Source organism: Azospirillum agricola (genome assembly GCF_020005195.1).
Taxonomy (GTDB): domain Bacteria; phylum Pseudomonadota; class Alphaproteobacteria; order Azospirillales; family Azospirillaceae; genus Azospirillum; species Azospirillum agricola.
The window spans coordinates 2,501,629-2,525,625 of the sequence record NZ_JAIFZR010000005.1; the positions used below are offsets into that span (position 1 = coordinate 2,501,629).

The 23,997-nt window shown below is 68.5% G+C and carries 23 protein-coding genes; 14 read left to right on the forward strand and 9 right to left on the reverse strand.

The annotated features are described in order from the left end of the window. The 3 genes from JN22_RS26860 to JN22_RS26870 are packed head-to-tail and all read right to left on the reverse strand — an operon-like array spanning nt 1 to nt 2,267. On the reverse strand, nt 1–351 hold the full coding sequence (locus JN22_RS26860; protein ID WP_085556805.1) for a YdbL family protein: 351 nt from the start codon (nt 349–351) through the stop codon (nt 1–3). After that, nucleotides 348–611 carry a YnbE family lipoprotein gene (locus JN22_RS26865; protein ID WP_085556806.1) on the reverse strand — a complete coding sequence of 88 codons (264 nt, stop codon included), beginning with the start codon at nt 609–611 and terminating at the stop codon, nt 348–350. The genes JN22_RS26860 and JN22_RS26865 overlap by 4 nt, the downstream gene beginning before the upstream one ends. Before the next feature lie 18 nt (nt 612–629). Then, a complete protein-coding gene (locus tag JN22_RS26870; RefSeq protein ID WP_143268460.1) occupies nt 630–2,267 on the reverse strand; it encodes an intermembrane phospholipid transport protein YdbH family protein in 1,638 nt (545 codons plus the stop codon). Between the two features lie 210 nt (nt 2,268–2,477). Here JN22_RS26870 and JN22_RS26875 point away from each other — a divergent pair, with 210 nt between their 5' ends. Continuing rightward, nucleotides 2,478–3,029, forward strand: coding sequence for a peptidylprolyl isomerase (locus JN22_RS26875; protein WP_085556807.1), 552 nt, complete (start codon nt 2,478–2,480; stop codon nt 3,027–3,029). 213 nt (nt 3,030–3,242) lie between these two features. Here the strand turns inward: JN22_RS26875 and JN22_RS26880 are convergent, their stop codons facing one another. Then, a complete protein-coding gene (locus JN22_RS26880; protein ID WP_085556808.1) occupies nt 3,243–5,201 on the reverse strand; it encodes a methyl-accepting chemotaxis protein in 1,959 nt (652 codons plus the stop codon). A 243-nt stretch (nt 5,202–5,444) separates the two neighbouring features. On the opposite strand from JN22_RS26880, the gene JN22_RS26885 reads away from it, so the two are divergent. From JN22_RS26885 to JN22_RS26920, 8 genes are all read left to right on the forward strand, one after another. Beyond that, nucleotides 5,445–6,239, forward strand: a complete 795-nt coding sequence (locus JN22_RS26885) for a YdcF family protein (protein ID WP_223677902.1) — start codon at nt 5,445–5,447, stop codon at nt 6,237–6,239. A 113-nt stretch (nt 6,240–6,352) separates the two neighbouring features. Next, nucleotides 6,353–7,315 carry a septal ring lytic transglycosylase RlpA family protein gene (locus tag JN22_RS26890; RefSeq protein ID WP_085557361.1) on the forward strand — a complete coding sequence of 321 codons (963 nt, stop codon included), beginning with the start codon at nt 6,353–6,355 and terminating at the stop codon, nt 7,313–7,315. A 45-nt stretch (nt 7,316–7,360) separates the two neighbouring features. Beyond that, on the forward strand, nt 7,361–8,524 hold the full coding sequence (locus tag JN22_RS26895) for a D-alanyl-D-alanine carboxypeptidase family protein (RefSeq protein ID WP_085556810.1): 1,164 nt from the start codon (nt 7,361–7,363) through the stop codon (nt 8,522–8,524). A 65-nt stretch (nt 8,525–8,589) separates the two neighbouring features. Next, on the forward strand, nt 8,590–9,231 hold the full coding sequence (gene tmk, locus JN22_RS26900; protein ID WP_085556811.1) for a dTMP kinase: 642 nt from the start codon (nt 8,590–8,592) through the stop codon (nt 9,229–9,231). After that, on the forward strand, nt 9,228–10,352 hold the full coding sequence (locus JN22_RS26905) for a DNA polymerase III subunit delta' (protein WP_085556812.1): 1,125 nt from the start codon (nt 9,228–9,230) through the stop codon (nt 10,350–10,352). The genes tmk and JN22_RS26905 overlap by 4 nt, the downstream gene beginning before the upstream one ends. 54 nt (nt 10,353–10,406) lie before the next feature. Next, entirely contained in the window at nt 10,407–11,957 is a 1,551-nt protein-coding gene (gene metG / locus JN22_RS26910) for a methionine--tRNA ligase (protein ID WP_085556813.1), read from the forward strand. An 11-nt stretch (nt 11,958–11,968) separates the two neighbouring features. Continuing rightward, nucleotides 11,969–12,748, forward strand: coding sequence for a TatD family hydrolase (locus JN22_RS26915; RefSeq protein WP_085557362.1), 780 nt, complete (start codon nt 11,969–11,971; stop codon nt 12,746–12,748). Beyond that, complete coding sequence (locus JN22_RS26920; protein ID WP_143268462.1) at nt 12,745–13,560, forward strand: MBL fold metallo-hydrolase; 816 nt, start codon at nt 12,745–12,747, stop codon at nt 13,558–13,560. The genes JN22_RS26915 and JN22_RS26920 overlap by 4 nt, the downstream gene beginning before the upstream one ends. A gap of 23 nt (nt 13,561–13,583) precedes the next feature. Here the strand turns inward: JN22_RS26920 and JN22_RS26925 are convergent, their stop codons facing one another. Next, entirely contained in the window at nt 13,584–15,389 is a 1,806-nt protein-coding gene (locus JN22_RS26925; protein ID WP_223677903.1) for an ABC transporter ATP-binding protein, read from the reverse strand. Between the two features lie 214 nt (nt 15,390–15,603). Between JN22_RS26925 and JN22_RS26930 the strand changes: the two genes are divergently transcribed. Beyond that, nucleotides 15,604–16,599 carry a patatin-like phospholipase family protein gene (locus JN22_RS26930; RefSeq protein WP_223677904.1) on the forward strand — a complete coding sequence of 332 codons (996 nt, stop codon included), beginning with the start codon at nt 15,604–15,606 and terminating at the stop codon, nt 16,597–16,599. Nucleotides 16,600–16,716: 117 nt separating this feature from the next. On the opposite strand, the gene JN22_RS26935 is transcribed toward JN22_RS26930, so the two are convergent. After that, complete coding sequence (locus tag JN22_RS26935) at nt 16,717–16,908, reverse strand: hypothetical protein (RefSeq protein ID WP_085556816.1); 192 nt, start codon at nt 16,906–16,908, stop codon at nt 16,717–16,719. Between the two features lie 157 nt (nt 16,909–17,065). Between JN22_RS26935 and JN22_RS26940 the strand changes: the two genes are divergently transcribed. From JN22_RS26940 to JN22_RS26950, 3 genes are all read left to right on the forward strand, one after another. Next, entirely contained in the window at nt 17,066–17,545 is a 480-nt protein-coding gene (locus JN22_RS26940; RefSeq protein ID WP_085556817.1) for an RT0821/Lpp0805 family surface protein, read from the forward strand. A gap of 136 nt (nt 17,546–17,681) precedes the next feature. Then, on the forward strand, nt 17,682–19,565 hold the full coding sequence (locus JN22_RS26945) for a potassium/proton antiporter (RefSeq protein WP_085556818.1): 1,884 nt from the start codon (nt 17,682–17,684) through the stop codon (nt 19,563–19,565). Between the two features lie 93 nt (nt 19,566–19,658). Next, nucleotides 19,659–20,604, forward strand: a protein-coding gene (locus JN22_RS26950) for an IS630 family transposase (protein ID WP_143268068.1) whose coding sequence is annotated in 2 segments (ribosomal slippage) — nt 19,659–19,997 and nt 19,999–20,604 — 945 coding nt in all. Because the reading frame shifts where the segments join, the coding sequence is not laid out codon by codon here. A 47-nt stretch (nt 20,605–20,651) separates the two neighbouring features. Here JN22_RS26950 and JN22_RS26955 read toward each other — a convergent pair. Further along, nucleotides 20,652–22,859, reverse strand: coding sequence for a putative bifunctional diguanylate cyclase/phosphodiesterase (locus JN22_RS26955; protein WP_085556819.1), 2,208 nt, complete (start codon nt 22,857–22,859; stop codon nt 20,652–20,654). A 348-nt stretch (nt 22,860–23,207) separates the two neighbouring features. Next, nucleotides 23,208–23,369 carry a hypothetical protein gene (locus tag JN22_RS26960; RefSeq protein WP_179166229.1) on the reverse strand — a complete coding sequence of 54 codons (162 nt, stop codon included), beginning with the start codon at nt 23,367–23,369 and terminating at the stop codon, nt 23,208–23,210. On the opposite strand from JN22_RS26960, the gene JN22_RS26965 reads away from it, so the two are divergent. Continuing rightward, nucleotides 23,368–23,601 (forward strand): hypothetical protein, encoded by a 234-nt coding sequence (locus tag JN22_RS26965; protein WP_143268465.1) that lies wholly within the window; start codon nt 23,368–23,370, stop codon nt 23,599–23,601. The two genes, JN22_RS26960 and JN22_RS26965, sit on opposite strands and share 2 nt — an antisense overlap. On the opposite strand, the gene JN22_RS26970 is transcribed toward JN22_RS26965, so the two are convergent. Continuing rightward, a complete protein-coding gene (locus JN22_RS26970; RefSeq protein ID WP_085556821.1) occupies nt 23,573–23,917 on the reverse strand; it encodes a YnfA family protein in 345 nt (114 codons plus the stop codon). The two genes, JN22_RS26965 and JN22_RS26970, sit on opposite strands and share 29 nt — an antisense overlap. Nucleotides 23,918–23,997 lie beyond the last annotated feature (80 nt).

Sequence of the window (23,997 nt, forward strand, 5' to 3'; positions counted from 1 at the left end):
TCACTTGCGCTGCCAATGGCCGGCCGGCGTCATGACGAACTGGCCGGCGGGCGTGCGCTCGACCAGCTGCTGGCCGGCGACCGCCTGCACCTTGTCGAGCGCGGTGCCGTTGCTTGCGGCGATCTGCTTGTAGCGGGCGAGGCGCTGGGCGTTGACCTCGGCCACCAGCGTCTCGACCAGCGGCGGCGCGCCGGGGAGCGAGCCGACCAGACCGTCCGGCCGTTCGCCGATCTGTCCGGCCGTCTTGGCGGCAGCCAGCGCATCCTGAGCCATGGCGGGAGCGGAGGCCAGGACGGGAGCCCCCAGCAGGAACAGGGCCGCGGTCATGGCGCGGAGGAAACGGCTGGTCATGGCGTCTTCCCCTTGGTGGCGGCCGGCGTTGCGCCGGACACGGAAGCGGGCGGCAGGCCGAACAGGCCGGGATCGTTGCGGATGGCGCTGTCGACGTCGCGCTCCAGCTTGACGCGGACCTCCTGCTCGATGCGGACGTTCAGATTGATCTCGATCGGTTTGTCGGGCGCCTCGATCTTCACGGTCGGGGAGCAGGCCACCAACGCCACGGCGAGAAGCGGTGGTGCCAGCAGGCTGGGGAATCGGGTCTTGGTCGTCATGATGGCCGTCAGGGGTCCTTACTTGTCGAAACCGGTCATGCGGTCGCGCACCGCGTCGGGGATGCGGGCGGCGTCGAGGCTCTGGCGCAGGATCCGGTCGAGCGCGCCCGACAGCTTAAGGTTAAGCGCGACCGGATGACCATCATAGAATGAGGGGTTGGCGCCGCGCACCGACAAGCCGACGCTGAGATCGGCCCCCGCCTCCCCATCGATGGTCAGGCGCAGGCTCTCGTAACGGAAGTCGGTCAGCGCGCCGAGCAGCAGCGCGCCGGGGCTGCCGTCCTCTCCCTGAAGGGAGGGTGGCGGATGGGCCGGGTCGTAACGCAGGGTGCCGGCGTCCCGTGCCTCCAGCACGCCGCCGTCGAACCGGACATGCTGGCCGTCCAGCCGGACCGGCAACATGCCGGACAGGGTGCCGGTGGCCTCCATCCCCTCGACGTCGATGAGGTCGAAGATTCGGGCGAGATCCACCCCCTCGGCACGGAGGGTCACCGTGCCCTTGGGCGCGGTCGGCGACAGCTCGAACGGGTCGGCGCGCAGCCGCCCGCCCGCCCAGTTCCACACCGCCTCATCGACGTCGAGCCGGCGGTCGCGGCCGTAGCCGAAGCGGACGGTGCCGTCGGTCAGCGGCACGCCGACGTCGAGCAGCGCGACCGCCAGCTTTTGGCCATCCGGGATGACCGGCGGCAACAGGCTGGAGAGGGCAACGGTCCCCTTCACCCCGGCGACGGTTACCGGCCCAAGCTTCCCGGCGGCGTCCTGAACCCGGATCTGCCCGCTGGAACGGGTGCCGGACGCTCCCCAAACCAACGTTCCCTTGACGGTCAGGGTGCCCGAGGCGCCGCCAATCGATCCGGCCAGCAGCGGCGACAACGCTTTCGCCCCTGGCCCATTCGGGACGAGGCGCACCGGCTTGGTCTGGAGATCGGCCCGGCCTTCGCCCGTCCGCGCATCGTGGGTGCCGCTCAGATTGGCCGTCAGCAGCCCCTGCGCGCCGGCCGCCGTGCCGGTGAAGCGCCAGACCATGTCGTCCGCCGCCTGCCTGCCTTGAATCTGGAGCGCCAACGGCACCAACTCGGCCGGGTTGACGGTCCGGCGCAGCGCGGCGGCACGGGCATCCACCTCCTGTCCGGGCGGTGATTGCATCCAAGCCACCGACAGGCCGTCGACACGCAGGGCGCGCGCCGGCAGATCCAGGCGGGGCGCCCGCAGGTCGGCCGCCAGGGTCAGCCCGTCGCCGGACCAGCGCAGGGCCGAGGCATCCTTGGGCGCGCACAGGGTCAGCCCGTTTGGCAGGGCGAGGGATTCGCCGTGCAGCGAGAGCTCCTTCCCCGCGCCCTCCAGGCAGCCGAGCGGCATTGCCGTCAGCGCCCAATCCGACAAAGCCACAACCACGGTGCCCGACAGCCGCGCACGTCCGCCGAGCGGCACGCCCAGCGCGGCACCGGCGCCGTCCAGGGGGCCGAAATCGATGGCGGCGTCCAGTTGCAGCGCCCAGCGGTCGGGATCGAGGCCGATCCGGCCTACGTCAACCACGGCCCCTTCGAAGCCGGCACGGCGCAAGGCCATGGTCGCGGCGGCGCCCAACCCGGCGTCGGCGAACAGGACGGCGGGCACGGCGACGGTCACCGCCGCTCCGGCCAGCAGGACCGCCACCCTCCACGGCCGCCTCCGGCGCACCGTCCCGCTCCCATCCCCGACCAAACGCTGTCTCCCGCTCTTCGACCCGCCGTCATCAACACCCACTTGCGACCCTATCGTCCGTGACTTTTGGAGGATAGTGTGGGGACCGCCGGGCGGCTTTGCATCGGGTGGCTTTTCCCCTATGGTCCCCGGCGCGGATTTCGGAACATCGGAGTGTTTCGCATGTTGCGGTGGACCCGCGTGTTGCTGGCGGCCCTGTTCGCCATGTTTCTAATCTCTCAGGGGGAGGCCAAGGCCTTGGATCCGGAAAACACCCTTTACCTCGACCTCAAGGACGGTCGAGTCGTGATCGAGATGCGTCCCGACCTGGCGCCCAACCACGTCGCCCGCATCAAGGAGCTGACCCGCCAGGGCTTCTACAACGGCGTCGTCTTCCACCGCGTGATCGACGGCTTCATGGCCCAGACGGGCGACCCGACCGGCACCGGCTCGGGCGGCTCGGGCAAGAAGCTGAAGGCCGAGTTCTCCAGCGCCCCGCACATCCGCGGCACGCTGTCGATGGCCCGCACGCCCGATCCGGACAGCGCCGACAGCCAGTTCTTCATCTGCTTCGCGCCCTCCTCCTTCCTCGACCGCCAGTACACCGTCTGGGGCCGCGTCGTCGAGGGCATGGAGTTCGTCGACAACATCAAGAAGGGCAGCCAATCCGCCAACGGCGCGGTCAAGGATCCCGACAAGATCGTCAAGATGCAGGTCGCGGCCGACGCCAAGTAAGGCCGGCAGGGCTGAAGGGTCGCTCCCCGCCCCGTCTCGTCATGACCGGGCCCGTCCCGGTCATCCACGCGGAAACCGGATGGTTCACCCATGGATGCCCGCGCCAAGCACGGGCATGGCGTTCGGAGAAGCGCGGAACGGTGGTTCCCATCAGCCGGACCAGACAAAAGGCCCGCCTTCCGATCGGAGGCGGGCCTTTTGCGTGGAGGACGTTCAGACCTTGATCGACGCCACGAACCGGTCGGCGTCGCTTTCGAGCTGTTGCAGCTCGGTGGTGAGTTGGCCGGCGGAATACATCATCTCGACGGCCGACTTGCCGGTCTCGGCGGCGGTGATGGCCATGGTGCTGACGCTTTCCGACACCTCGTGCGAGTTGTGGGTGGCGCGGTCCACCGCCGAGGCGATCTTCTGCGTGTGCTCCAACTGCTGGCTGACGGCGGCGGACACCTCGCCGGACAGGATCTGCACCTCCTCCACCGTGGCGCGGATGGCGCGGATGGCGTCCACCACGTCGGCGGTGGCGCCCTGGATGGCGCCGATCTGCGAACCGATGTCCTCGGTCGCCTTGGCCGTCTGGCCGGCCAACACCTTGACCTCCTGCGCCACGACCGCGAAGCCCTTTCCCGCTTCGCCGGCCCGCGCCGCCTCGATGGTGGCGTTGAGAGCCAGAAGATTGGTTTGCCCGGCGATGTCGGTGATCAGCCGGACGATCTCGCCGATCCGTTGCGAGCTGTCGGCCAGCGCCTGCACCGCGGCGTCGCTCTGCCGCGCCCGGTTCACCGCCCGCTCCACCGCGGTCGAGGTGGTGGTGACCCGGCCGCCGATCTCGCCGATCGAGCTGCTCAGCGTCTGCGACACCGTGTTGACGATGCCGACCACCTCCGACGTCTGCTCCGCTTTCTCCGCCGTGTGGAGCGCCTGCTCCTTCATCGTCTCGGCGATGTCGCGCAGCAGATGGGCGCCGTTGCGGATCTGCTCGGTGGCGTTGCCGACGGTGCCGAGCACCCGGCCGAAGGCGCCGTCGAAGTCGGTCGCCACGTCGCGCAGCGACGCCTTGCGGTCGGCCTCGGCGCGGCGCTCGGCCTCGCGCGCCTCGATCTCCAGATCGTGGGTGCGTTGCAAGTTGTCCTTGAACACGGCGACGGCGCGGGCCATGGCGCCGATCTCGTCGCGCCGCCGGGTGCCGGGCACCGCGGCGGCGCGGTCGCCGGCGGCCAGCTTCTCCATCGCCGCCTCGATCAGCCGCAGCGGGCCGGTGATGCTGCGCGCCACGAACAGGCTGGTGACGATGAAGCCGACGAGCAGCACCGAACCGGCCATCAGCGCGTTGGTGGTGACCTCCTCGCCGACGGCGTTCTGCGTGTTCACCGCCCCGGCCATGCCGGCGTTGGCGCTCTCCAGCAGCGCGTCGAAGCGCGGGACGAGCGCCTGGAAGGCGCCGTTGAAGGACTGGACCTGGGCACGGAACGCCTTGCTGCCATCGACGAACTTGCCGAGGTCGGTGCGGTAGGTGCGCGCCAGCCCCTCCAGCTTGAGCTGGGTGGTCTCGTCCAGCCCGGCGTCGGCAAGGAAGAAGATGAACTCGTTGAAGGCCTTGCGATGCCCCGACAGCATCCCCTCGTCCTGGTAGATGATGAAGTCCTTCTCCATCTTGCGCATCGATTCCATGCGGCCGGACAGCTTGTCGGCGTTCGGCCACTGCTTCAATTCGTCCTCGATGGCCTTCGCCGAGGCTCGCAGGACGCCGCGCAGGCCCGTCTCGTCGGTCAGCCCCAACTCCTTGGCCTTGTCGACCACGCCGGAGAACTGACCGTTCAAGCCGGACAGCCCGCCCGCCACCTGCTCGATATCCGCTCCCGCCATCAGTTCGCCGGCCTTGTCCTTGATGCCGGCCAGCAGTTCCACCGCCGCTCCGGCGTTGGCCTCGAAGGAGCGGGCGGCCTCGGCGTCGCGCTCGGCCACGAAGCGCTGGCCCTGGAACTGGAGGCGGGCGACCCGGCGTTCGACGTCGGTGATCTGTTCGTAGATCCCGCGGAACCGGTTCATCTCGGCCGTCGCCTCGAACACCTGCCGCGCGCCGACCGCGACGGTGCCGCCCAGCAACCCCACCGTGACCAGGGAGGCGACGACCAGCAGCGCGATCCGCGTGCCGATGGAGAGGTTGGACAGCATGGGCCGGGTTCCTTTTCGACTGGGCCGGATTTTCGCAAGGCCGATCACCCGGCGGACAGGAGGCGTTCCGGCGGGCGGCAAAGATTAACGCCGCACCGGCGACGCCCTTGTTAAGGAACCATGTCGTTTTTGTGTCACGGGCAGCCCGTCCAACCCCGCATTGCCGGCCAAGCTTGGTTTGCCGGAAAGCGGCGGCAGCGCTTATGCTCCGGCCCGTCGGCCATGACCCGTGCGAGGGAACCGGTGCTGTCCTTTGTCCTGTCGAAGCTGTTCTGGGGGATCCTCAACCCTGCCAACGCGCTGGTCCTGCTGCTGGCGCTCGGCGCGCTGATGCTGCGGCGCCCGCGCTGGCGCCGTGCCGGCGAGCGGCTGGTGATGGTGGCGGCGCTCGGATTCCTGGCGGCGACCTTCACGCCGATGGGTTCCTTTGTCGCACTGCCGCTGGAGAACCGCTTTCCCCGCGTCGAGCCGGCCGGGCCGGTGGACGGCATCATCATGCTGGGCGGGGCGGTCAATCCGCCGATCACCGCCGACCGCGGCGATCCCTCGGTCAACGACGCGGCGGAGCGGGTGCTGGCCTTCGCCGATCTGGCGCGGCGCTTTCCCGACGCCAAGGCCGTCTTCACCGGCGGCTCCGGCCGGCTGCTCGGCCAGGACACCAAGGAAGATGCCTCGATCCGCGCGGCGCTGGCCCAGGCCGGCGTCCCCGAGGGGCGGGTGATCTACGAGACGGAATCCCGCAACACCTGGGAAAACGCCCTGTTCAGCCGCGATCTGGTCCGGCCGGCCCCGGAAGAGCGCTGGGTGCTGGTGACCTCGGCGATGCACATGCCGCGCTCGGTCGGCATCTTCCGGCGCATCGGCTGGGAGGTGGTCCCCTACCCGGTCGATTACCGGACCCGGCACGACGGCCGCCCCTACCTCCGCTTCGAGCTGGAGCACAGCCTGCCGGTGCTCAGCCAGTCGGTGCGCGAGTGGATCGGGCTGGTTTCCTACCGGCTGATGGACCGCACCGCCACCCTGTTCCCGGCTCCATGAGGGGTGCCCTGCCACCCATCTGAAGGATTGTTGGGACGGCGCCGCTCCAGCCTTGGCGCGAGCGTGGCAACTCGGCTAGAGTGCCGCCCTCTGTCGAACAAGGGATGTCGTGGATGGGCCGCTGGCGCAGGCTGAGAGGGGCAATGGTGCTGGCCGGCGTGGCCGCGCTCGCCGCCTGCGCGCAGGCTCCCACCGTCGGCGGCCCCGGCCTGCCGACCAGCGGCATCTACAAGGTCGGCAAGCCCTATCAGATCAATGGCGTCTGGTATTATCCGGCCGAGGATTTCGCTTATGACGAGACCGGGGTCGCCTCCTGGTACGGGCCGGGCTTCCACGCCAAGACCACGGCCAACGGCGAGCTCTACGACCAGAACGAACTGACGGCGGCGCACCGGACGTTGCCGATGCCCAGCCTCGTCCGCGTCACCAACCTGGACAACGGACGCTCGGTGGTGGTGCGGGTCAACGACCGCGGCCCCTACGCCAACGGCCGGGTCATCGACATGTCGCGGCGCGGCGCGCAACTCCTGGGATTTGAGGGCAACGGCACCGCCAAGGTGCGCGTCCAGATCCTGGCGGAGGAGACCCGCGCCATCGCCGCCGCCGCACGCCAGGGCACCCCCGCCCCCATCCTGGCCGAAACCGACGGCCCGGCGCCGAAGCCGGTGCCGCGCAGCCGCATCGAGGTCGCCGGCCCCGCCGCCGGCCCCACCACGAACAAGGAACCGTCCGCCGGCATCGTCGGCAAGCCGGTGCCGCCGCCCACGACGGTGGCGGGCGCGGTGGTCGAGGGGCGCTTCGTGCCGGCGCCGGTGGTGGCACAGATGCCGGTCCCCGCCGGCCACGAGAACCTGTTCGTGCAGATCGGCGCCTTCGGCAGCGCCGAGAACGTCGCGCGGGTGCGCGCCCGCCTCGCCGCCATCGGGCAGCCGGCGGCCGTGACCGCCACCCGGACCGGAAAACAGACCTTGCAGCGGGTCCGCGTCGGCCCGCTGGAGAGCGTCGACCGTGCCGACGCCGTGCTCACCCAGATCATTCAGGCTGGCCTTACGGAAGCCAAAATCGTGGTCGATTGATCGCCCCAGGCTGATTCGACCATGTTTCCTTGGAGGGACGTTACCATGAACGCTGTTGTCGTCCGCACCCGCGCCGTGATCGGCCTCGCGGTCGCGCTGGCCTCGGCGAATGTCGCGCTGGCTGTCGGGGCGCATGCCGCCACCATCGACACCATCGCCAAACAGGCGATCCTGCTCGACCTGACCTCGAACACAGTCCTGTTCGAGAAGAACGCCGACGAGCGCATGGCTCCGTCGTCGATGAGCAAGATCATGACCGCCTATCTGGTGTTCGAGGCGATCAAGGGCGGCCGCCTGACGCTGGAGAGCACCCTGCCGGTGACCGAGCGGGCGTGGCGCATGCAGGGCTCCAAGATGTTCGTGGAGCTGCACAACAACATCAAGGTCGACGACCTTCTGAAGGGCGTCATCGTCCAGTCCGGCAACGACGCCTGCATCGTGCTGGCGGAGGGCCTGTCGGGTTCGGAATCGGCCTTCGCGGCCCAGGCGACCAAGAAGGCGAAGGAACTGGGACTGACCGGCACCAACCTGACCAACGCCACCGGCTGGCCCGATCCCAACCACTACATGACGGCGCGGGATCTGGCGCTCCTGGCCGAGCACCTGATCAAGGACTTCCCCGAATACTACCATTACTATTCGATGCGGGAGTTCAAGTATCACGGCATCACCCAGGGCAACCGCAACCCGCTGCTCTACCGTGGGATGAACGTGGACGGCATGAAAACCGGCCACACCGAGGCTGGCGGCTACGGCCTGACCGCGTCCGGCGAGCGTGAGGGGCGCCGGCTGCTGCTGGTGGTCAACGGGCTTCCCAGCATGCAATCCCGCGCCGACGAATCCGCCCGTCTGATCGAGTGGGGCTTCCGCGAGTTCGCCACCTATTCCCTGTTCAAGGGCGGCGAGACGATCGAGCAGGTTCCCGTCTGGCTCGGCGAGCAGGACATGGTTCCGGTCTCGGTGCCGAAGGACCTCAACGTCACGATGGCGCGCGCCGACCGGTCGGGCATGAAGGTGTCGCTGGTCAGCAGCGCGCCGGTCGCCGCCCCGATCAAGAAGGGCGACGTCGTCGGCAAGGTGATGATCACCGCCCCCGGCTTCCCCGGCAAGGAGGTGCCGGTGGTCGCGGCGCAGGACGTCGAGAAGCTGGGCTTCGTCGGCCGTGCCTTCGCGGCGGCCAAGTATCTGGTCTTCGGCGCCAAGAGCTAGGCGACCTCAAAAGCCCTTCTTTTCCCGCGAGGAGAGAAGGGTTCTTCAAGAATGGGCAGCAACAAATGACCGTCACGAAGGGCCGCTTCATCACGCTGGAGGGCGGCGAGGGCGCCGGCAAGTCGACCCAGCTCCGCCGTCTGGCCGAGGCGCTGAACGCGCGCGGGATCGACGTGCTGACCACGCGCGAACCGGGCGGCTCACCGGGCGCCGAGGAGATCCGCGCCCTGCTGGTGTCCGGCGAGACCGGCCGCTGGGGCGCCGTCACCGAGGCGCTGCTGCACACCGCGGCCCGCCGCGACCATCTGGAGCGCACCGTGTGGCCGGCGCTTGAGGCTGGCCGCTGGGTGCTGTGCGACCGCTTCTTCGACAGCACCATGGCCTATCAGGGCTACGGGCTGGGGTTGGGCCGCGACCTGATCGCCGGCTTGCAGAGGACGGCGCTCGGCGACTTCCGTCCCGATCTGACGCTGATCCTCGACATCGCGGTGGAGACTGGGCTGCGCCGCGCCGCCTCCCGACACGGCGGCGAGGATCGCTACGAACGGATGGACATCGGCTTCCACCAGCGGCTTCGCGACGGCTTCCTCGACATCGCCCGGCGCGAGCCGGAGCGCTGCTCGGTGATCGACGCCGACGCGGACCTCGACAGCGTCCAGGCCCGCGTCTGGAACGCCACAGCCACCCGCCTGACGCTGGCATCATGAGCAAGGCCCGTGCCGCCACTGGATCCGCCACCCAGTCCGCCGCCGACGAGGGGTTGTCCCCACGCCGCAATCCTGAGTTGACGGGACACGTCGAGGCCGAACAGCTCCTGCTCGACGCCTGGAACTCGGGCCGACTGCCCCACGCTTGGCTGATCGGCGGCACGCCCGGCATCGGCAAGGCGACGCTGGCCTACCGCTTCGCCCGCTTCGTGCTGGCCCAGGAACCGCCGGGAGACAGCCTGTTCGGCGGCAACGCCCCGGCGACCTCGTTGCACCTGCCTTCCGACCATCCGGTGTTTCGCCGCGTCGCGTCCGGCGGGCACGCCGACCTGCTGACCGTGGAGCGCCAGCGCGACGAGAAGCGCGACCGGCTGAAGCGCGACATCGCCGTCGACGACGTCCGCAAGATCGGTCCCTTCCTGCGTCGGACATCGGCCGAGGGCGGCTGGCGCGTGGCGGTAATCGACGGCGCGGATCGCATGAATCTCAGTGGCTTGAACGCTATTCTTAAGATTTTGGAGGAACCGCCGCCCGGTGCCCTGCTGCTGCTGATCAGCGACAACCCCGGCGGCATGTTGCCCACCATCCGCTCGCGCTGCCGCAAGCTGTCTCTTAACGCTCTACCTGAGGATTCGGTTGTCAACCTGTTGATACAGAACCGTTCCGACATCGCGGAAGAAGATCGGCCGGCGCTCGCCCGGCTGGCGGAAGGCAGCGTCGGGCGGGCGATCCACCTTGCCGACGCCGGAGGGCTGGCGCTCTACCGCGAGATGATCGGGTTGCTGTCCGGCCTGCCCCGGCTCGACGTGGCCGCCGCGCACGCTTTTGGCGACAAGCTGACCCGCAAACAGGACGACGGCCTCTACGAGACGGCGACCGAGCTGCTGGTCTGGTGGCTCGCCCGCTTCGCCCGCTCTCTGGCGCGCGGGCAATGGCCCGCAGAGGTGGTTCCGGGCGAGGCCGCCCTGATGACCCGCCTCGCCAACGCCCGCGGCCTTGAACGTTGGGTGGAGGTGTGGGAAAAGGTCCAACGCCTCTTCGCTCGTGCGGAATCCGCAAATCTGGACCGCAAGCAGGTGGTACTGAACGCCTTGGCGGCGCTGGAAACCGCCGCCACTTAATAGAGCAGTGCAAAGACAGCAGTGCCGAACAACCCCTCGGGAGAGTGCCGAACAATGGCCGGGCCGAAGACGTTTTACCTGACGACGCCGATCTACTACGTGAACGACGTGCCGCACATCGGCCACGCCTACACGACCCTCGCCTGCGACGTCCTCGCCCGGTTCATGCGCCTCGACGGTTACGACGTGAAGTTCCTGACCGGCACCGACGAGCACGGCCAGAAGGTGGAGAAGTCGGCCGAGAAGGCCGGGATCCCGCCGCAGGACTTCACCGATCGGGTGTCGCAGAATTTCCGCGACCTCGTCTCGCTGATGAACTACTCCAACGACGACTTCATCCGCACCACCGAGCCGCGCCACGTCGCCTCGGTGCAGGCGCTGTGGAAGGTGTTGGAGGAAAAGGGCGAGATCTATCTCGGCTCCTACGCCGGCTGGTACTCCGTGCGCGACGAGGCCTTCTATGGCGAGGACGAGCTGACCACCAGCCCGTCCGGCAAGAAGATCGCCCCGACCGGCGCCGAGTGCGAATGGGTCGAGGAACCCTCCTACTTCTTCAGGCTCTCGGCCTGGCAGGACCGGCTGATCGCTTTCTACGAGGCGAACCCGGACTTCATCGCCCCGGCCGGCAAGCGCAACGAGGTGATGGCCTTCGTCAAGTCGGGCCTGAAGGACCTGTCGGTCAGCCGCACCACCTTCAAATGGGGCATCCCGGTGCCCGGCAACGACGCGCACATCATGTATGTGTGGCTCGACGCGCTGGCCAACTACATCACCGCCGTCGGCTACCCCAACACGGACGGCGACTTCGCCAAATACTGGCCGGCCGACCTGCACATGGTCGGCAAGGACATCCTGCGCTTCCACGCCGTCTACTGGCCGGCCTTCCTGATGGCCGCCGGCCTGCCGGCGCCCAAGCGCGTCTTCGCCCACGGCTGGTGGACGATCGAAGGCCAGAAGATGTCGAAGTCGCTCGGCAACGTCATCGCGCCGGAGACGCTGGTCACCACCTACGGCCTCGACCAGACCCGCTACTTCCTGCTGCGCGAGGTGCCCTTCGGCAACGACGGCGACTTCTCGCACAAGCAGATGGTCGCCCGCATCAACGGCAACCTCGCCAACGATTACGGCAACCTCGTGCAGCGCGTGCTGTCGATGATCGGCAAGAATTGCGGCGGCGCCGTGCCGACCCCCGGCCCCTTCACCGAGGCCGACAACGCCCTGCTGGGCGCGGCGCACGGGCTGCTCGACGTGGTGCGCGCGGAGATCCGCGCCCAGGCCTTCCACAAGGCGCTCGACGCCATCTGGGCGGTGATCGGCGACAGCAACCGCTACGTCGACGAGCAGGCGCCCTGGACGCTGAAGAAGACCGATCCGGCGCGCATGGCCACCGTGCTCTATGTGCTGGCCGAGACGATCCGCCACCTTGCCATCCTGACCCAGCCGGTCATGCCCGACGCCTCGGCGAAGATCCTGGACCAGCTGGCCCAGGGGCCGGACGCGCGCGGCTTCGGCAACCTTGGGCCGGCGGGCACGCTGGTCGCGGGCACCCCGCTGCCGACCTCGCAGGGCGTCTTCCCGCGCTTCGTCGAAGAACCGAAAGCCTGAGTGCCTTGAACATGCTGGTCGACAGCCACTGCCATCTTGACTTCCCCGACTTCGCCGAGGAGCTGGACGCGGTCGTCGACCGCGCCCGGCAGGCCGGGGTCGGCCGTATGGTCACCATCTGCACCCACCTGACCCGTTTCGACCGCATCCTGGCGGTGGCGGAACGCTACGACGACGTGCTCTGCACCGTCGGCGTCCACCCCCACCAGGCGGCCGAGGAGTTCGCGGTCACGACCGTCGAGGCGCTGGTCGAGCGCTCGAAGCACCCGAAGGTGATCGGGCTCGGCGAGACCGGGCTCGACTATTTCTACGACAAGAGTCCGCGCGACCAGCAGCAGGAATGTTTCCGCCGGCACATCCGCGCCAGCCTGGAAACCGGCCTGCCGCTGATCATCCACACCCGCGATGCCGACGACGACACCATGCGCATCGTCAAGGAGGAGGCCGCCGGCCAGCCGGTGAAGGGTCTGCTGCACTGCTTCAGCTCCGGCCGCGCGCTCGCCGAGGAGGCGCTGGAGTTCGGCTTCACCCTGTCGCTGTCGGGGATCGTCACCTTCAAGAAGTCCGAGGAACTGCGCGACATCGTCAAGGACGTGCCGCTCGACCGCATCCTGGTCGAGACCGACGCGCCCTATCTGGCGCCCATCCCCTTCCGCGGCAAGCGCAACGAGCCAGCCTTCGTCGCCCACACCGCCGCGACGGTCGCCGGGGTCAAGGGCGTCGCGCCCGAAGAATTGGCCCGCGTGACCACCGAGAACTTCTTCCGCCTGTTCGACAAGGCGACCGCATGAGCGACGCGGGCCGATCCGCCGGGCCGATCCGCATTACCGTTCTCGGCTGTGGCGGCTCGCGCGGCGTTCCGGTGGTCGGCCCCGGCGGCTGGGGACGCTGCGACCCGGCCAACCCGAGGAACCACCGCCTGCGCCCATCGGTGCTGGTTGAATCGGCGCAGGGCGGGGGGGATAACGCGGCGGTGCTGGTTGACAGTTCGCCCGACCTGCGCCAGCAACTCCTCGCCAGCGGCTGCGAGCGGCTGGACGCCGTGCTGTGGACCCACCAGCACGCCGACCACGCCCACGGCATCGACGAGCTGCGCGAGATTTGCCGGCTGATGCAGGCACCGCTCGACGCCTATGGCTGGGACGAGCATCTGCGGGATCTCGAGACCCGCTTCCCCTATTGCTTCGAGCCGTTGAAGCCGGGCTTTCCCTATTACCGTCCTGTGCTGAACGCGCGACGCGTGACCGGCCCCTTCATGGTCGGCGATCTCCCGGTGATCCCGTTCGAGCAGGATCACGGCTACATGAAGACGGTCGGCTACCGCTTCGACCGCTTCGCCTATTCGACTGACGTGGTCCGGCTCGACGAAGCCGCCTTCGCGGCGTTGGAGGGCGTCGATACCTGGATCGTCGATTGCGGACGCATCGAGCCGCCGCACCCGGTCCACGCCCATCTGGCGCTGACCCTGTCCTGGATCGAGCGGGTCCGCCCCCGGCGCGCCTACCTGACCCATATGGACAACAGCATGGATTACGATCACCTGCGCCGCATCCTGCCGGCCGGGGTCGAGCCCGCCTACGACGGGCTGGTGATCGAGGTCTGACAACCCTCCCGGGGATCGGTCTTTCAGCCGGCGGCCCGGACCACCTCATCCTCGCCGAACTGCAAACGGCAGAGCCGTGCGTAGGCGCCGTTGGCGGCCAGCAGGGCGTCGTGGGTCCCCTGCTCGATGATGCGTCCGCCCTCCATCACCACGATGCGGTCGGCGTTGCGCACCGTCGCCAGACGGTGGGCGATCACCAGCGTGGTGCGCCCCTGCGTCAGCCGCTCCAGGGCGCCCTGCACCAGCCGCTCGGATTCGCTGTCGAGCGCGCTGGTCGCCTCGTCAAGCAGAAGAATCGGCGCGTCCTTCAGGAAGGCGCGGGCCAGCGCCAGACGCTGGCGCTCGCCGCCCGACAGCTTCACCCCGCGGTCGCCGATGACGGTGTCGTAGCCCTCCGGCAACCGCATCACGAAGTCATGCGCGGCGGCGGCCTTGGCCGAAGCGATCACATCACCGAGCGGGGCGTCGAGCCGGCCGAAGGCGATGTTGGCGCGCACCGTGTCGTTGAACAGCACCGTGTCCTGACTGACGATCGACACCGCGCCGCGCAGGCTGCGCAGGGTGGCGCCGCGGACGTCCTGCCCGTCGATCGTGACCCGCCCGTCCACCGTGTCGTAGAGGCGCGGAATCAGATTGAAGACCGTCGATTTGCCGGCGCCGCTGCGCCCGACCAGCGCCACCGTGCAGCCGGCCGGCACATCCAGGTCGACGCCCTTCAGCGTCTCGACCCCCGCCTCGTAGGCGAAGCGGACGCCATGCAGGGCGACCGCCCCCTTGGTCAGGGCCAGCGGCCTTGCATCGGGCGCTTCGGTGATTGTCGGCCGTTCGTCGACCAGCTCGAAGATGCGCTGGGCGGCGGCCAGGCCCTCCTGGAGAGCGGCATTCAGCGTGCCGATGGCGCGCACCGGCTGGGCCGCCATCAGCAGCGCGCCGACGAAGCCGGAGAAAGCGCCGACCGAGCCCTCGCCCATCGCCATGCGGTAGCCGGAGAAGGCGATCACGCCGGCGACCGCGACGCCACCCAGCACCTCCATCATCGGGTCGATGCGCGAACGGGCACGCGTCGCCTTCATGGTCAGATGGTAATTGTCCTCGAAGGCGCCGGCGGCGCGGGTCCGCTCGTAATCCTCCAGGCAGTAGGTCTTGACCATGCGGGCGCCCGACAGGCTTTCGGTCAGCAGCGAGGTCATGTCGCCCATCTGCGCCTGGGTGTCGCGCGACACCCGGCGCAGCCGCTTGCCTATCCGCACGATGGGGATGGCGGCGATGGGGTAGATGACGAAGACGATCAAGGACAGGAGCCAGTCGAGGTAGAACATCGACCCGACCAGCGCCACCACCGTCAGGATGTCGCGCACCAGCCCGGTCAACGTGCGCGACAGCGCGTTGCGGATCAGGTCGACGTCGTTGATGAAGCGCGAGGTCAGCGAGCCGGTGGGGGCCGCGTGGATCTGGGCCATGTCGGCGGCCAGCAGATGCGAAAACATCGACAGGCGGACGTCGGCGATGATGCGCTGAACGATGTCGCTGGTCACCACCGTCTGGGCGTAAAGCGACACGCCCTTGACCATCGTCACCAGCACGATCAGCGCCGGAATCACCAACAGCATCCCCCGGTCCTGCGCCGAGAACATGGCGTAGGACTGGTCGATCAGCAGCGGGTAGGCCCCGGTGGTCGCGGCGACCAGCGCCATCAGCAGGAAGGACAACCCCAGCTTGGCCCGGTAGGGCCGCACCCAGTCGCGCCACATGCGGCCGACCAGCCGCTCGGTCGTCGCGTCCAGGCGCAACGGCACGCCGCCTGCCTTGCCCACGGTCGTCTTGCTCACGGTCGCGCTCTTTCCTGCGTTCGGGGATCGGCCTTCGTGAAGTCCGCCATCCATTGCCCGATGGCTTAGCCGATGGGGTCCGGTTTTGTCCACCGGGGCGCGGGTCGGGGGCGCCATCCAGCCTTCCTTAACCCACTTATGGAATCATCAGGACAATCGGTCGCACAATCAATGTGCATCGACCGATGGGGAGACGATGCGGAAGGAGAACGCCATGGCGAACGGTGGAACGGGCGGCAACAGATCCTCCAGGCCGCGCATCGGCATCGCGCTGGGCGGTGGAGTGGCGCGCGGCTGGGCACACATCGGGGTGCTGCGGGCGCTGAAACGGTACGGCATCGAAGCCGACATCGTCTGCGGCGCCTCGGTCGGCGCGCTGGTCGGCGGCCTGCATCTGGCCGGAAAGCTCGGCGTGCTGGAAGAGTGGGTGCGCGGCCTCAGCCGGATGAAGATCGTCGGCTATCTGGATCTGCGGCTGCGCCAGGGGGGCGGGCTGATCGGCGGCGACCGTCTGATGGCGGAGATGCGGCTCCATCTCGGCGACCTGCGGATCGAGGAACTGCCGGTACCCTACGCCGCCGTCGCCACCGATCTCGCGACCGGCCATGAGGTGTGGTTGCAGGATGGAGAGCTGGCGGACGCCATCCGGGCGTCGATCTCGCTTCCCGGCGTCTTCCCCCCGGTGCTGATCGACGGACGCTGGATGATCGACGGGGCGCTGGTCAACCCGGTTCCGGTGTCGGCCTGCCGGGCGCTGGGGGCGCAGATGGTCATCGGGGTCAATCTGGCCGGCGACATATTGGGCAAGGCCCGCAAGCCCGGCGCCGCCATTCCGACCGCCGCCGGCTTCGACTTGCTGAAGCTGATCGACGAGGAGATGCCGGAAACCCGCTCCTCATCCGCCATCGGGGCACTGACCCGGCGCATCTTCCGCCGGGACTACGAAGGGCCGAGCCTGTTCGGCGTTATGGTGTCGTCCCTCGGCATCGTCACCGACCGCATCACGCGGTCGCGGCTCGCCGGGGAGCCACCGGACGTTCACATCGCCCCCCGGCTCGGCCACATCGGACTGACGGAGTTCGACCGGGCCGACGACTGCATCCGCGAAGGCGAGGCGGCGGTCGAGCGCGCCCTCCCCGACCTGCATGACGCCTTGGCGGTTTTCGCGACCAGCCCGCGCGAAAGCACGCGCGCGCCGGTGCGAAGCTGACACCATCCAGGGGATGCGCCGAAACGTCCGCCTCCTCCTGTCCGCCACACCCGGCCTTGGGCCGGTTACGACGCGATGCAGGGGGTGAAGCCGACGTTTCCGCGCATCTCCGAAGCGTCAATGATCCAGGGCGGTGCCCAGCGCGGCACCGCCCAGGCCGCCGATGATCGCGCCTCGGCGCCCGTCCACCGCATAGCCGCCGGCCGCGCCGGCCGCGCCGCCGACCACGCCGCCGGTCGAGCAGGCAGCCACGGAAAGAAGCGCCAGGGCGGCTCCGACCAGGCGCAAACGGGACGTCAAACGGGACATGGGAAACCCTCCTCGTGGTCACTGTTCCTTCTCTCAACACACGAAAAGGCGTTTTGCTTCCATCCGACCCGTTCTTTTGCCTGCGCTTTTGAACGGGAACATTCGCCCTGGCCGCGCGTTTCCCCAGGTTTGGAACGAAGCAGCGGGGGAAACCAGCATGAATCGGACGAAGACCACACGCGCCATGGCGCTCGCCACCGTCATGGCCCTGTCGGTCGGCGCCTGCCAGACCGGCAGCATGAGCACCTCGGAGACCGTCGGCACGCTGGGCGGCGCCGTGGCCGGCGGCCTGCTGGGATCGCGCTTCGGCGGCGGCGCCGGCAAGGTGGCGACCACCGCCGTCGGCACGCTGCTCGGCGCCTACGCCGGCAACCTGCTGGGCCGTCGATTCGGCGACGCCGACCAGACCCGCGCCTCGGACGCGGAGGAGCGCGCCGTCTCCAGCAACCAGGCCATCACCTGGAACAATCCGCAGAGCGGCTACAGCGGCAACGTCCAGCCAACCCGCACCTATCAGGATTCCAACGGCCAGACCTGCCGCGACTACACCCACACGGTGACGATCGACGGCAAGAGGGAGGTTGCGCGCGGCACCGCCTGCCGCCAGGGGGACGGAAACTGGAAGCTGGTGTCCTGACCGCACCTGTCCGGACGGTTGAACTCCAATCCGAAAGACCGACTCCGGGCGGTTCGCCTTGCGGACGGTGTGGGTTAACGCCAAGATCGACGGGTTCCGCCCAGCGGCGGCCCGACGGATATGGCGCGCGAGGCATATGGAGGCGGTCAGCTACATCATCCTGATTGGTTCGACCCTGCTGATCGCCAGCATCCTGACCAGCTATCTGGCCTTGCGGATCGGCACGCCCCTGCTGCTGATCTTTCTCGGCATCGGCCTGCTGGCAGGCGAGGACGGAATCGGTCACATCGCGTTCAACGATCCGCAATCGGCCTTCCTGATCGGATCGATGGCGCTGGCCGTGATCCTGTTCGAGAGCGGATTCGACACCAAGCTGTCGAGCTACCGCGCTGCCGCATGGCCGGCCATGTCGCTGGCAACGGTCGGGGTGGCGGTCACCACCGGGGTGATCGGGGTGGCCGCCCATCATCTGATGAAGCTGCCCTGGGCGGAGGCTCTGCTGGTCGGGGCGGCGGTCAGCTCCACCGACGCGGCGGCGGTGTTCTTCCTGCTGCGGGTCGGCGGCATCACGCTGCGCGACCGCGTGCGCTCGACACTGGAGATCGAGTCGGGCACCAACGACCCGGTCGCCATCATGCTGACCATCATCCTGGTGGAAGCGGCCAGCCACGGCTGGGCCTCCCCCTGGGCGGTTCTGGAGGAGCTGGTCCGCGCCTTCTCCTTCGGGGCGGCGCTCGGGCTGGCCGGCGGGTGGCTGCTGGTCACCTTCATCAACCGGGCCAACTTCGAGACCGGGTTGAACCCGGTTGTGACGCTGACCTTCGCCCTGTTCATCTTCGCCAGCACCAACATGCTGGGCGGCAGCGGCTATCTGGCGGTCTACGCCGCCGGCCTGTACGCCGGCAACGTCAAGCTGCGCGGCGCCCTGGAGCTGCGGCGCTTCCACTCCGGGCTGACCTGGCTCAGCCAGATCGTCATGTTCGTGATGCTCGGGCTGCTCGCCACCCCGCGCGAGTTCGGCGAGATCGCGCTGCCGGCCCTCGTCATCGCCCTGCTGCTGATCCTGGTCGCCCGGCCGCTGGCGGTCTGGCTCTGCCTGCTGCCCTTCCGCTTCTCGGCCAACGAGACGACCTTCATCGCCTGGGTGGGCCTGCGCGGCGCCGTGTCGCTGCTGCTGGCGCTGGTGCCGGTGCTGGGCGGGCTGGAGAACGGCCAGAGGGTGTTCAACGCCGCCTTCATCGTCGTCTGCGTCTCGCTGCTGGTTCAAGGCTGGACCATCGGCGCGATGGCGCGCTGGCTGAAGCTGATCGTGCCGCCGCGCCGCGGGCCGGTCGAGCGCGTCGAGCTGGAGCTGCCCGGCAACGCCGACCAGGAGCTGGTCGCCTACACCGTCCACGCCAAGTCGCCGGCGGCGCGCGGCCAGCGCATGCCGCGCTGGGCGCGCCCGTCGCTGGTCATCCGGGCCGGCTCGGTGGTGCCGCCGCATAAGGTCAAGCCGCTACAGCCGGGCGATCATGTCTATCTGTTCTCGGCGCCCGACCGGCTGCCTCTGATCGACAAGCTGTTCGGCGGCAGCCGGGCGCTCGACCAGGACGACCGCGAGTTCTACGGCGACCTCGTGCTCAGCCCCGACGCGACGGTGGAGCAGATCGCCGAGATGTACGGCCTGCCCCTGTCGCTGGCCAACGCCAAGCTGACCCTGCGCGACCTGCTGCGCAACGAGTTCGGCGGCTCCTGCGAACTGGGCGACCGGGTAAGGATGGGCGGAGTCGAGCTGATCGTCCGCGACATGGACGATCATGGCATCACCTCGGTCGGGCTGGCGCTGGAGCCCACCGGCGTCGGCAAGCCGCGCGTGGTCCTCTTTGCCCGCCCGCGGGCGCTGGCCGGCGCGCTCGGCGACTGGTGGCGGGAACGCTCCTTCCAGCGCTGGAAGCGCCGCGAGCAGCGGCGGGAAGGAGGAAGCGGCGGACAATTGACGGACGACCGGCCGGGCGACGGGGTCGCGGGGTCGGATTAGAGTCTGTCTGTTTGTGTCTGAATCGGAGATGGGGATTCCCGAGGGAGCGGATGTGTGATTCAACGGGTTGACTGATTTGGGAGATCAACCCTGATGGCACGTCCGTTGTCTCTGGATCTTCGTGAGCGGATTGCGGCGGCGTTGGCGAGTGGCCTGACGACCCGCGCGGTGGCGCAGCAGTTCAGCGTCTCAGTTGCGACGGCAGTGCGGATCGGTCAGAAGCAACGTGCCGGACAAGGGCTTGAGCCGGGCAAGATGGGCGGTCATCGTCCCTTCGTGCTGGGGCCGGAGGCGGTGGATTGGCTGCGCGAGCGGCTGGCTGAGAAGGGCGACCTGACGATCCGGGCGCTGACGGCGGAGTTGGCGGAACGCGGCACAGTGGTGACGCCGGACACCGTCTGGCGATGCGTGCGCCGGTTGGGCCTCAGCTTCAAAAAAAACGCTGCTGGCCAAGGAGCAGGATGGGACGAAGCTGGCTCGCTTCCGAGCGCGCTGGAAAGCCCACCAGCATAAGATCGATCCCAAGCGCCTGGTCTTCATCGACGAGACCTGGGTGAAGACCAACATGACCCGCACCCGGGGTTGGTGTGCGCAGGGCCAGCCTTACCTCGCCAAAGTTCCCCACGGCCATTGGAAGACGCTGACTTTCCTGGCAGGCCTGCGTCACGACAGGATCGTGGCTCCTCTGGTCCTGGATGGGCCGATCAACGGGACCATGTTTACGGCCTGGGTCGAGCAATTCCTGGTGCCCACCCTGGCACCGGGCGATGTCGTCGTTCTCGACAACCTGGGCAGTCACAAAGGAGCCGCGGCGCGCAACGCCATACGGAATGTCGGCGCCCATCTGCTCTTCCTGCCGCCCTACAGTCCTGATCTCAATCCCATCGAGATGATGTTCGCAAAGCTCAAAACCTTGGTCCGGAAAGCCGAGGAAAGGACGATCGAAGCCGTATGGCGGCGCATCGGAAACCTGCTGGAGCACTTCCAGCCTCACGAGTGCGCCGCATATATCCGACATGCAGGATACGATCCTACTTAAATCAGACAGACTCTAGTTCTCCCACCCGCTCCCTTCCCGATTCCTCTTCAGGCGTGTGCCTTCGGCTCCGGCACGCCCACGCCATGCACGCCCTGCCCCCGAACCATCTCGCCCAGCGCCTCGGCGGTCATCGGCCGGCCGAAGAGATAGCCCTGCATCATGTCGCAACCGACCGACACCAGGAAATCGCGCTGCTCCTCCGTCTCCACCCCTTCGGCGACGGTGGCGAGGCCGAGGCCGTGGGCCATGCCGATCGCGGCGCGGATCAGCGCGTTGCTCTTCGGATTTTCCGGCACGTCGACGACGAAGGCGCGGTCGATCTTCAGCTTGGCGACCGGCAATTGCTGGACGTAGCTGAGCGACGAATAGCCCGACCCGAAATCGTCGATGGCCGCCTGGATTCCCAGCGCCGCCAGCTCGCCCAGCGTCCGCACCGCCACCTTCAGGTCACGCACCGCCGCCTGCTCGGTGATCTCCAGCCCCAGCCGGGTCCGCAGATCCGGGCAGTCGGCCAGCAGTTCCTCCAGCCGGGGGGTCAGGTTGCCGCGCAGGAACTGCTGGCCGGAGATGTTGAGGAACACCCGCTCCGGCAGCACGCCCTCGCCCTGCCAGCGCGCCATCTGGCCGATGGCGGTGGACAGGACCCAATCGGTGATCGGCACGATCAGGCCGCTTTCCTCCGCAACCGGAATGAACTCGCCGGGCGACACCGGCCCCAGCGTGTGGTGCGTCCAGCGCAGCAGCGCCTCGGCCGAGACGATGCGGCCGGTGCGGTCGACGATCGGCTGGTAGACCAGATGCATCTCGTTGCGCTCGATGGCGTGGGTGAGATGCACGGTGAGCAGCATGCGCCGCGTCGCCGCCGCCGCCATCTCCGGCGTGTAGAAGCACACCGCGTTGCCGCCGTCGTGCTGGACCGCCTGGAGGGCCAGCTTGGCCTTGGCGTTGAGATCCTCCAGCGATTGCCGTGGGCCATCCTGGAGGGCGGCGCCGATCGACAGCCGAAGCCGCACCCAGTGGCGATCGGCGTAGATCGAGGCGGTGAGCCGGTCGTGCAGCACGTCGGCCAGCGTCCGGGCGTGCTCCATCCCGTCGACCCGCGCCAGAGCCGCGAACTCGTCGGCGGCGATGCGGCAGATGTAGGTGTTGGCCGGCAGAACCTCGGTCACCCGGCTGACCATTGCCTTCAGCGCCGCGTCGCCGACATGGAAGCCGAACGCCTCGTTGACGTCGCTGAACTGGTCGACGTCCAGGGTGAACAGGGCGAAGCCGCCCTCCCCGTCCCCGCCGCCGTCGCGCAGCAGCGCCTCGCATTCCTCCAGGAAGGCGGTGCGGGTGAGGACCCCGGTCAGCGGGTCGTGCCGCGCCAGATAGGAGGCGCGCTGTTCCGCCGCCAACCGGTCGGAGATGTCGCGGATGATGCCGACGAAGGTGACGTTGTCGCCCAGCCGCGCCTCGCCGACGCTGAGATGGATGGGGAAGACGGTGCCGTCCTTGCGGCGGCCCAGCGTGTCGCGGCCGATGCCGATGATCTTCGGCCGCTCCGTCCGCATGTAGGTGTCGACGTATTTGGCGTGGTCGCGCGAGAAGGGCGGCGGCATCAGCACGGTCATGCTCTGGCCGAGCAGTTCCCCCTCCTCGTAACCGAACAGGGTCAGGCAGGCGCGGTTGATCGAGCGGATCAGGCCGCTGCGGTCGGACACGATGATCCCGTCGACCGCCGCGTCGAGCAGGGTGGCGACAAAGGGATCGCGGCGGGTGACGAACTCGGCGACGCGGCGCGTGTCGGCGGTGTCGAGAAAGCTGCCGAGGAACCCCAGCGTCTCCCCGGCCGCGTCGCGGTGGGCCAGCAGGCTGCCGCTGACCAGCGCGCGGCTCCCGTCCTGGCCGGCGACCTCGCAATCGACCGGGACCGACCCGGCGCCGGACCGGGTCAGTACGGCGACCGCCTCGCCGACCGCGCGGGCCAGCGGGTGATCGAGCCCGTCGAGGGCGGATCCGGCGAGGCCGGCCGGCGCGCGGCCGAGCAGGGCGGAGAAACGGTGGTCGGCGTGGCGGCACAGGCCGTCGGCGCCGATGTAGACCAGGGCGAGGTCGGTGTGGCTCAGCAGGCTGGAGGCGAGCGACGCCAGAAAGGCGGGATCGCGGGGAAGACCGCTCTCCTCCGTTCCATCCCGATCATGCTCATGCTCCGCCGGCTTCTCATGCAAGGACTTGTTCGCTTTCACCGCTGTCGCCGCACCATTCACGGACATGAATGGGCATCCCGCCGGAGGGATTATGACCCTCCCATCCGAATTTTCCAACGCCCCCAAACTCCGTGCCCCATCCGGTCGCGGACGGACGAAAACACCCATGGCAAACCACCCGACCTCGCGCGCGCCACGTCCGGCGCGCCATAAACCGTTTTGCACTCTAACGGTCATAGGGATGTCACCGATTGACATGGTTCAATCGGCCGAACGATTTTTCAACGGGACGAAAGTGTCATCCGCCGGCCTGGCCGCGCAACCGGCCAGTGCGGTCTCTGCAACAAAAAGGAGGTGCCGGACCATCGGGCTTGGACCGCAAGCGGGTTTGCGGGCAAGATGCTCCCGGTTCCGTCATGCCTCCGCATCGGCGGAAAAAAAGCCGACCAACCCTGTTTCATGGGGAATAAAGCGCCGGCCTTCGACGTTCATTCGGCAAACACCACTGGAGTGCAACTCCGGACCGAGTTCGTCGGGCCACCACAACCGAGCAGCAGAGATGGGGAGCATCGCCATGACCACCGCCTTCCGCCACATTCGCCATGCCGACGGACGCGCGTATTACGAGGGAAAGCCGCTTTCCCTGGCCGATGCCCAGATCATGCTGAACGACGACATTCTGCGGCGGATGGTGCGGGTCGACGCCTACCTGCGAATCGATGAGTCGGGTCTGGTCCTGGAAACCGGCCCCTGCGGTGCGCCGTTGGTGAACCGCCCTTTCACCCCCCACGCGGGCCAGCCAGGATAACCACCGTCCCGACGAGGCAGAGCAGCGCGCCGGCCATGTCCCAGCAGTCCGGCCGCACCCCCTCGACCAGCCACAGCCAGAGCAGCGACGCGCCGATGTAGACCCCGCCATAGGCGGCGTAGGCCCGGCCGGCAAACTCCGCGTCGACCCGCGTCAGCAGCCACGCGAAGGCGCACAGGCTGGCGATCCCCGGCGCGGCCCACCACGCCGACTGCCCCAGCCGCAGCCAGGCCCAGAAGGCGAAGCAGCCAGCGATTTCCGCCAGCGCGGCCGCCCCGTAAAGCCCCACTGCCAGGAAGGTTGCCGACTGTCCCATGCGCTTGCTTCCAGCCCCCCGAGGCCGATATTTCGTATTTTGTTAAAATACGGCACAGTTTGTTTCAATTTTCCCCGGCC

Excerpts from the sequence above, each read along its gene's own strand:
- JN22_RS26860 (WP_085556805.1), bottom strand. The coding sequence starts at position 351 with ATGACCAGCCGTTTCCTCCGCGCCATGACCGCGGCCCTGTTCCTGCTG.
- JN22_RS26865 (WP_085556806.1), bottom strand. The coding sequence starts at position 611 with ATGACGACCAAGACCCGATTCCCCAGCCTGCTGGCACCACCGCTTCTC.
- JN22_RS26875 (WP_085556807.1), top strand. The coding sequence starts at position 2,478 with ATGTTGCGGTGGACCCGCGTGTTGCTGGCGGCCCTGTTCGCCATGTTT.
- JN22_RS26880 (WP_085556808.1), bottom strand. The coding sequence starts at position 5,201 with ATGCTGTCCAACCTCTCCATCGGCACGCGGATCGCGCTGCTGGTCGTC.
- JN22_RS26890 (WP_085557361.1), top strand. The coding sequence starts at position 6,353 with ATGGGCCGCTGGCGCAGGCTGAGAGGGGCAATGGTGCTGGCCGGCGTG.
- JN22_RS26895 (WP_085556810.1), top strand. The coding sequence starts at position 7,361 with ATGAACGCTGTTGTCGTCCGCACCCGCGCCGTGATCGGCCTCGCGGTC.
- tmk (WP_085556811.1), top strand. The coding sequence starts at position 8,590 with ATGACCGTCACGAAGGGCCGCTTCATCACGCTGGAGGGCGGCGAGGGC.
- JN22_RS26905 (WP_085556812.1), top strand. The coding sequence starts at position 9,228 with ATGAGCAAGGCCCGTGCCGCCACTGGATCCGCCACCCAGTCCGCCGCC.
- metG (WP_085556813.1), top strand. The coding sequence starts at position 10,407 with ATGGCCGGGCCGAAGACGTTTTACCTGACGACGCCGATCTACTACGTG.
- JN22_RS26915 (WP_085557362.1), top strand. The coding sequence starts at position 11,969 with ATGCTGGTCGACAGCCACTGCCATCTTGACTTCCCCGACTTCGCCGAG.
- JN22_RS26920 (WP_143268462.1), top strand. The coding sequence starts at position 12,745 with ATGAGCGACGCGGGCCGATCCGCCGGGCCGATCCGCATTACCGTTCTC.
- JN22_RS26930 (WP_223677904.1), top strand. The coding sequence starts at position 15,604 with ATGGCGAACGGTGGAACGGGCGGCAACAGATCCTCCAGGCCGCGCATC.
- JN22_RS26935 (WP_085556816.1), bottom strand. The coding sequence starts at position 16,908 with ATGTCCCGTTTGACGTCCCGTTTGCGCCTGGTCGGAGCCGCCCTGGCG.
- JN22_RS26940 (WP_085556817.1), top strand. The coding sequence starts at position 17,066 with ATGAATCGGACGAAGACCACACGCGCCATGGCGCTCGCCACCGTCATG.
- JN22_RS26945 (WP_085556818.1), top strand. The coding sequence starts at position 17,682 with ATGGAGGCGGTCAGCTACATCATCCTGATTGGTTCGACCCTGCTGATC.
- JN22_RS26955 (WP_085556819.1), bottom strand. The coding sequence starts at position 22,859 with ATGTCCGTGAATGGTGCGGCGACAGCGGTGAAAGCGAACAAGTCCTTG.
- JN22_RS26965 (WP_143268465.1), top strand. The coding sequence starts at position 23,368 with ATGACCACCGCCTTCCGCCACATTCGCCATGCCGACGGACGCGCGTAT.
- JN22_RS26960 (WP_179166229.1), bottom strand. The coding sequence starts at position 23,369 with ATGGCGATGCTCCCCATCTCTGCTGCTCGGTTGTGGTGGCCCGACGAA.
- JN22_RS26970 (WP_085556821.1), bottom strand. The coding sequence starts at position 23,917 with ATGGGACAGTCGGCAACCTTCCTGGCAGTGGGGCTTTACGGGGCGGCC.